General features: G+C 31.7%; 6 protein-coding genes. All 6 read right to left on the bottom strand.

Going from position 1 to position 7,468, the window contains the following annotated elements; genetic code table 11:
• Positions 1–106 precede the first annotated feature (106 nt).
• Positions 107–1,579 (bottom strand): glycoside hydrolase family 32 protein, encoded by a 1,473-nt coding sequence (locus C7958_RS15295; protein ID WP_166668570.1) that lies wholly within the window; start codon positions 1,577–1,579, stop codon positions 107–109.
• 50 nt (positions 1,580–1,629) lie between these two features.
• Complete coding sequence (locus C7958_RS16175) at positions 1,630–1,845, bottom strand: oligopeptide/dipeptide ABC transporter ATP-binding protein (protein WP_111573534.1); 216 nt, start codon at positions 1,843–1,845, stop codon at positions 1,630–1,632.
• Entirely contained in the window at positions 1,802–3,169 is a 1,368-nt protein-coding gene (locus C7958_RS15285) for a NosD domain-containing protein (RefSeq protein ID WP_111573533.1), read from the bottom strand. Before C7958_RS15285 ends, C7958_RS16175 begins: the two co-directional genes overlap by 44 nt.
• Before the next feature lie 815 nt (positions 3,170–3,984).
• Positions 3,985–4,824 (bottom strand): carbohydrate ABC transporter permease, encoded by an 840-nt coding sequence (locus C7958_RS15280; RefSeq protein ID WP_111573532.1) that lies wholly within the window; start codon positions 4,822–4,824, stop codon positions 3,985–3,987.
• A gap of 16 nt (positions 4,825–4,840) precedes the next feature.
• Entirely contained in the window at positions 4,841–5,725 is an 885-nt protein-coding gene (locus C7958_RS15275) for a carbohydrate ABC transporter permease (RefSeq protein WP_208320787.1), read from the bottom strand.
• A 59-nt stretch (positions 5,726–5,784) separates the two neighbouring features.
• Positions 5,785–7,083 (bottom strand): ABC transporter substrate-binding protein, encoded by a 1,299-nt coding sequence (locus C7958_RS15270; protein ID WP_111573531.1) that lies wholly within the window; start codon positions 7,081–7,083, stop codon positions 5,785–5,787.
• Positions 7,084–7,468 lie beyond the last annotated feature (385 nt).

Raw genomic sequence — 7,468 nt, 5'->3', positions numbered from 1 at the left:
ACCTATAATTTCAAGTTAAAAGGCTTATTTTTATGATTCGTAGACAATATTTTTTTGAATTAAACTAAATTAAGCGTATTATGAAATTCGCTTAATTATTAAGTTATTACCATATACTATTAATTTCAAATACATTTAAACTATTTATTTTAATTTCAGATTTATTTACAGTTAGTTTAATCTCATCTGGATTTTTCTCTGGAAAAACTAAATCAGTTATTGAAATTTCTCCATCATCAATGAAAATTTCTATTGATGATTGGTCAACTAAAATATCTAATATCAAATTATTACTGCTGCTGATTCTATTAATTTTTTTCTGTTTTAAGTAGTTTTTATTAAAATTTACCAGGCCAGTTTTACTTAAATCCAGGGTAAAAGTATTTGTTTTACCCTCATAATTCAATTGTGACTGCTGCTCATCCTTTTTATGTAGTGCAAGATTAAAATTACTTTCATCACTTATCTCTAATTCTACCGTCAGCTGATAGCTTTGTAAATTACAGGGGATCGAAAAGTTATCTTTCAGGAGAACATTTTCTTGATGATAAAATCTTTCTCTAAGCTGTTTCAGTTCCTTTACTGGTTTTTGAATTAGCCTCAACCCGGCCTCCGTTTTTCTTAATGACAGCTCTCTGGGGATTGACATCATCCCTTTCCAGCCATCTGTTGGAATGTCTTCAGCATAAGCAATATTATTCATCCAACCCAGCCAGACTCTTCTCTGATCAGGCATATTAGACCAGCTCTGCAGAGCATATAAATCCTGTCCAAAGTCTACTTTATGACTTTTTTGTTCATTAGCTTTAAATCTCGTACCATCAAATTCACCGATAAAATACTGGGTTGAAACTCCGGCTTCTCCCCCCTGTTGATCTCCAATCTGTAAAATCCATTTCTCTTTTTCGTTATTACTGGCTCCAATTCCATTTTTCTTTTCAACTGGAAGTTTAAATAAATCTGGACATTCCCAGACCCCACCGTGACTCCCCAGTTCAGAACCAAACTCACTTAAATATTCCCATTTTTTTAAATCTGGAGAATTATAAAATCTAACTCTATCATAACAGGCAACAATCATCACCCATTTTTCAGTTTTTTGATGCCAGAAGACCTTAGGATCACGAAAATCTTTAACCCCATAATTTTTGATAACAGGGTTACCTTCATATTTTATCCAGCTGCGGCCACTATCCTTACTGTAAGCAATTGCCTGCTGCTGTAATGGACCTTCTTCTCTTTCGAGATGAGTGGTATAAACTGCTACAAGTCCCTCCCCACCATCAAAAAATCCTGTAGTGTCATTCTTATCTAGTACTGCCGACCCAGAAAAAATCATACCAAGTTCAGCATCAGGTTCAAGTGCAACCGGTAAATGTTCCCAGTGAATTAAGTCTTTACTGACAGCATGTCCCCAGTGCATTGGCCCCCAGACAACATCTGCCGGATTATACTGATAAAAAAGGTGATATTCTCCTTGATAATATACCATTCCATTTGGATCATTCGACCAGTTTTTTTTCGGGCTAAAGTGATACTGCAGTCTATATTTTTCCTTATATAAATTATTTGCAATCATTTTATCATCCTTCATATATTAAATATACTTATTTCTTTTTAACTTATTTTTTAAGCTTTTTTTCTATTTTTTATTCCTTTTAATTCAAGTGCATCTTTGTAATGACAGTCTGCAAAGTGCTCCCCCTCAATATTTTCCCACTCAGGTTTTTGCTCCACACACTTCTCTTCTGCATAGGGACAGCGAGTTCTGAAAATACAGCCTGATGGTGAATTAATGAGATCAACAACTATACTGTTCAAGTGTTGGAGTAGGTCTAAATGCATTTACAGTCTTGTCCATAACAACTTGTGAGTCATCTCCCGAATCAAGAACCGTATTTTGAGTCGATTCCTTTTCTACCAATACTTTTATCACATCAAGTGCATCCAAATCATCAATAGTGAGCAATGCTCTCACTTGAGCAGAAAAACAAGAATCAGTTGCCGCTTCTTGTGCCTCAGATGTTTCGGTAGTAGCAACAATATGATTATTAGAAATATAATTTCCCTTCCCTGAAACAACACGTATTATTACAGGTTTTTCACCAGACGGCTTGATATACTGGGTATCTATTATTTCCGAAATATGATTGGAAATTATAGAATTATTATTACCGTTAATATTCAGGAGACCATACAAATCATCCAACCCATTATCATATTCCAACATAGGATCCCAGGGTTCATGATCACGTAGAAAATGATTTGAAGACACAAAATTTTCCGAGCATTTTTCTTTGAATATAAGCATCCCTGGATAAAATGAATGAAATCTATTACTTGTGATAGTGGAACGTACTACACCAGAAAAATGAACGCAGCTTGCTCCTCGTGGAAAAACATTGTTTGCAGAAATTAAAATCCCTGCATAATTTTCAGCATAAATTGAATACCCTCTATAACCGGCTCCTATTAAGTTGTTCGCTATTTTTGAAGCTTGTCCTAAACCTCGAAGTTCTATACAGTTGCCACATTCGGCAATGAAATTATTATCTATAGTCAGTGCATCCGCATCATAAATAGTAACTCCATGCTCTAAATAAACAAACCCCATACCTGTTATACGAAATGAGTCGTTGGCACTTGCAATATAAATACCTGTTTTCCCGTTAGTATATGAATTTTCCGGATCTTTTTTTTCTGAACCATCATCTGATGAAAAATGTAATCCATCAATACAAAAATTAGCGAACTCTACCGAACTTATTCGGGGATCTCCACTCCGCTTAACATAAAAAGCTGCTCCCACAGATTCCCTATCGCCATCCTTTAGGGAAATATCTACAAGTATACGGCTTCCTCCAGGCCACACTTCTTGCCAATCAGCCAATTCACTTTCCGGAGTATTAAAACGGATACTTGAAGATGTAAAACCATGTCCGGAACCCACAATTTTTAAATAACTGATGTCTATAACTACCTGACTGACAAGATGATAGTCACCTGGGGGTATATAGATAACCGCGCCCGGTTTTCCTCCTTCATTGATATCAGAATCCGTTTGCCTGCTTTTAACATCCGCAATTATGCTATTGATCACTTCCCCAATATCCTCATAGGGATCACCAACATTCCACTCTGTTACGTCATAATAATTTTTACTAGCCATCAAGAATTCCTCCTCCAATATTAAGCTATCTCTTTCAAAATCGAAAGAGATCTTTTTTACTTAAATCAAATTAAAATCTATACAAATAGATTACCTTCTAAACATAGCTTCTTTTATAAATTCCATTATTATTTTACTTGGTTCCAATAATATTTTTTCCTCTTTAAAGGTGATTTTATCTAACATTATCTCAATAAAAGCATGTATTACACCAAAAGCTGCCAAATAGTTTACTACAAAAAATGATATAGCTTTTACATCAGATTCTTTAAATATTTTGTTGTAGCTTTTTAGATCACCTGAGAAACTGAAGAGCCTGCAAAATCAGATTCTATATAATTAGAAGGTCAAATTTCCAATCCGTGCCTTTTCATCTAATCGTTAAATCCCAGCAGTTTCCCTCTTTATCTGGTATGGGGACAATATAAAAAATATTCTTGTGTCCCGTTTCAATGAAATATCTGGCGGCTTCTACAACCCGATTTGATGAAAAACTAAAAATGAATCAAAATTGTTAATGTTTTTGGTTAAAGTTAAAACTGATCTTTTAACTCCTGAAAATGTAAAGTTTATATTCTGAAGTAATGACAATTATACCATCAAGCTGACTTCCATATAATATTTCTATATAATTCTTCTCTCAACATTAAACTGTCAATCACGGATATCTTCAACCTATAAGAGCCATTTTCGACTTCAGCCTCTTTAAATTAATTTAAGGACTGTATTTTTTTATAACAAATAAGGAGATTTGTCCTAAATGTAATTTTTATAATTCATGTCTAAGTCAGAAATATTTTACATACATTCTAAAATTAACCTTTAACCGAACCTAAAGTTAAACCTGCAACAATATGTTTTTGTACTAAAAAAGTAAAAATCATTACTGGTAAACTAAATAAAATTGCTACAGCAGCCATTGTGCCTAATTGTAAATTATACACTGATAAGAAATCAGATAGTGCAACAGGAACTGTTTTAGCATTGTTAGAAGTTAATAATAACGCAAATAAAAAATCATTCCAGGAAAGCATAAAACTAAATATTGATGTTGTTGCTAAACCTGGTAAAGTTAATGGTAAAATGATTTTAAAAAAAGCTTCTAATCTATTACATCCATCAATCAGAGCTGCCTCGTCCAGCTCTCTAGGTATACTTTCAAAAAAACTGACCATCATCCATATTATTAGAGGGAGATTTATTGATATATAAACTGCCCCAAGAGCTAATCGACTATCTCGCATTCCTAAATTACTTACTATTCGATATATTGGTACTGCAATACTTGTCAAAGGAATCATTCTTGTTATTAGAGCACATACTAAGAAAATATTTAGTATCTTTAATTTAAACCTAGAAATTGAATAAGCAGCCAATGCTCCAATAAGAACACTAATCATAGTACTTAAAACAGCAATTATTATACTGTTTGTAAAAAATTTAACTATGGAATCAGTTCCAATAGCATTTATATAATTCATTAACGAAAATTCATTTGGAAAAAAAGAAGGTGGAGAACTAAAAACACTTTGCGGTGGTTTTATTGATGAAAAAAACAGATATAAATATGGTGCAAGAAAAAGTAAAGTTATAATAATTGTTATAACAGCGATAATATTATCTATAAATAAATCTTTATTCTTTATTCTGAACATTAATTATTTCACCTCTTTAATTTTCATTGCGATTCCAAATTTTAAAAATAAATATGGAACTAATTAAAAATAATAGTATAGTAAATATAACAGATATAGCACTAGAATTACCTATATCTCCATAACGCATTAACATTTTATAAACATAAGTACTTAACACTTCTGAAGAAAAATGGGGGCCTCCTTGAGTTAAATTCCAAATAATATCAAATGAGCGTGCAACATCAATTGTTTTAATTAAAATAGCTGTGACTGCTACTGGTTTTATAACAGGTAAAGTTATAAATACAAATCTTTTTAATGAATTAGCCCCGTCTACTTTTGCACTTTCATAAAGACTTTTAGGTATACCTTGTAAACCAGCTAATAACATTAATGCCATAAATGGTGTTGAAAGCCATATTTCTGCAATTGCACAAGATAATAATGCTAATCTTGGATTTGAAAGCCAAGCAATAGAATTTGGATTTTGAATTAACCCTAAACTGTAAAAAACCCAATTTATAAGTCCAAAATCGTTGCTTAACATAAATTTCCAAATCAAGCTTGATACAACTGGGGCTAACATAAGAGGACTTAATAATAATGTTCTCCAAAATTGATGAGTCTTGAATTTCCTATTAAATAAAAGAGCCATAATAAATCCTAATATAAATTCTAAACCAACTGCAATAAAAACAAATTTAAAAGTATTTAATATTACATTTAAAAACCTTTCAGACTGAATTAAACTTAAATAATTTTCTAAACCAACAAAACTACCAGATAAAGGATCAAACAAATCAATAGAAAAAAAACTATCATATAAAAGTTTTATTAAGGGATATGCAAAAAATAATATTAACATGATAATAGCTGGTAATATCATAAGAACAGCAATTTTTTTATCTTTAGATTTCACAATTTCACTCCTTTATTAAATAATCATCAGGGGGTTAACCCCCTGATGATTATATTAATTTATTTCAAAATGTTCTCAATTTGTTCATTGGCCCATTCAATTGATTCTTCAACTGTTTTTGATCCACCTAATGTATATTGAACAGCAGGTATTAAAGCTTCACTTTCAATTCTTTGCCATTCTCTAATTGCAGGTCGATTTTTGGTTTGTTCAGCATTTAAAGTTTTCATCATAGGTTCAAGATGTTCATATCCTTTCTTATCTTTGAAAGCATTGAAAACTGACTCTCTAGCTGCTACACCAAGTTCCTCTAAATACAAATTATTTCTTTCATATAAAAATCTAAGATATTCTTTGGCAATTTCTTTTTCATTTGATGACTCTGGTACAACTTGGTACCATGGTCCTGGGATAGCACCAATTCCTTTATCACCAGATATCATAGGTGCAACTCCAACATTCCCAGCAATAGAAGATTGCTCAGGATCGTTAGATGGAACATAAAAATGTCCCCAAGTTAATGTCATAGCTAACTTGCCATCCCAAAATAAATTTGCAGCTTGTGGTATAAGCATTTCTAAAGTACCGCTTGGAACTGATTTATCTTCATTTACAATCTTATTTAAGAAATTCAATCCTTCGATATATGGTTCTTTATTTATTACTATATCTCCTTTATCATCAATAACTAATGACTCTGCACCTGCTTGAAGTGAATGTTCTAACCAACCTGTTACACTATCTCCATGATTCCCGCCAATAACTGCAGTACCATATAAATCAGTTACCCCATCATTATCTAAATCTTTTGTGAAAAACTTGGCCACGTCTCTAAATTCTTCCCAATTTTTCGGAACCTCTAACTCATAACCATATTCTTTATTAAATTCTTTTTTGTACTCTTCATTATTGAATAAATCTTTTCTATACAATAACAATTTTGAATTTGTCCAAACAGGAATACCATAACTATTATTATTAATAGAACCACCTTCAACTAAACCCGGAAAAAAATCGTTTTTCATATCTTCTGTTAATACATCATCAAGTGGTAATAGTCCATTATATAAAAATGGTATCCATAACACATCTATTGTAGCTACATCATATGCTCCAGTTGGAGAAGCAATTTCAGCTCTCATTTTATCATAAATTCCATCATATGGAGCAGTTTCTATTATAACCTCATAACCACTTATTTTCTCAAATTCTTCGGCCGTACTTTCAGCTACCTTATGAGCCGGGCCACCACCTTCTACTAAAACTGTTATGCTTTTTGCTCCTACTAACGAAGAAAATCCTAAAAATAAAACCATTAACAGACTTACTATTAATACTTTTCTTTTTGATTTAAACATCAAAATTCCTCCCTTTGAAGTTAATTAGTTTTTATACTTAATTAATCAATTAAAAATGATCTAACTAATTCCAAAAATCATGTTCTTGCTACCTCCTAGTTATCCTATCTTTTATAGAAGGTAATGTTAACTTTTTTCTGTAGCTTTCTCGACATTTATATAATTATCACTATAATTTTTTACATGACCATGTTAATAGAAACTTTAACATCTCTAGGTAAAATCTAAAAACTACTACCTATTTTATTTCAACTTAACATTCTGCCCTTTAATAAGTCTTATATATAATCAAGCGAATTTCATAATACGCTTAATTTAGTTTAATTCAAAAAAATATTGTCTACGAATCATAAAAATAAGCCTTTTAACTTGAAATTATAGGTTT

Origin of the sequence: Halanaerobium saccharolyticum, from assembly GCF_003259895.1 — a bacterium.
Lineage (GTDB): Bacteria > Bacillota > Halanaerobiia > Halanaerobiales > Halanaerobiaceae > Halanaerobium > Halanaerobium saccharolyticum_A.
This window is presented reverse-complemented; position numbering and strand designations above follow the sequence as displayed.

Bases quoted from the DNA above. Each gene is read 5' to 3' on its own strand.
- C7958_RS15295 (WP_166668570.1), bottom strand. From the start codon at position 1,579: ATGATTGCAAATAATTTATATAAGGAAAAATATAGACTGCAGTATCAC.
- C7958_RS15280 (WP_111573532.1), bottom strand. From the start codon at position 4,824: ATGTTCAGAATAAAGAATAAAGATTTATTTATAGATAATATTATCGCT.
- C7958_RS15270 (WP_111573531.1), bottom strand. From the start codon at position 7,083: ATGTTTAAATCAAAAAGAAAAGTATTAATAGTAAGTCTGTTAATGGTT.
- C7958_RS15285 (WP_111573533.1), bottom strand. From the start codon at position 3,169: ATGGCTAGTAAAAATTATTATGACGTAACAGAGTGGAATGTTGGTGAT.
- C7958_RS16175 (WP_111573534.1), bottom strand. From the start codon at position 1,845: ATGCATTTAGACCTACTCCAACACTTGAACAGTATAGTTGTTGATCTC.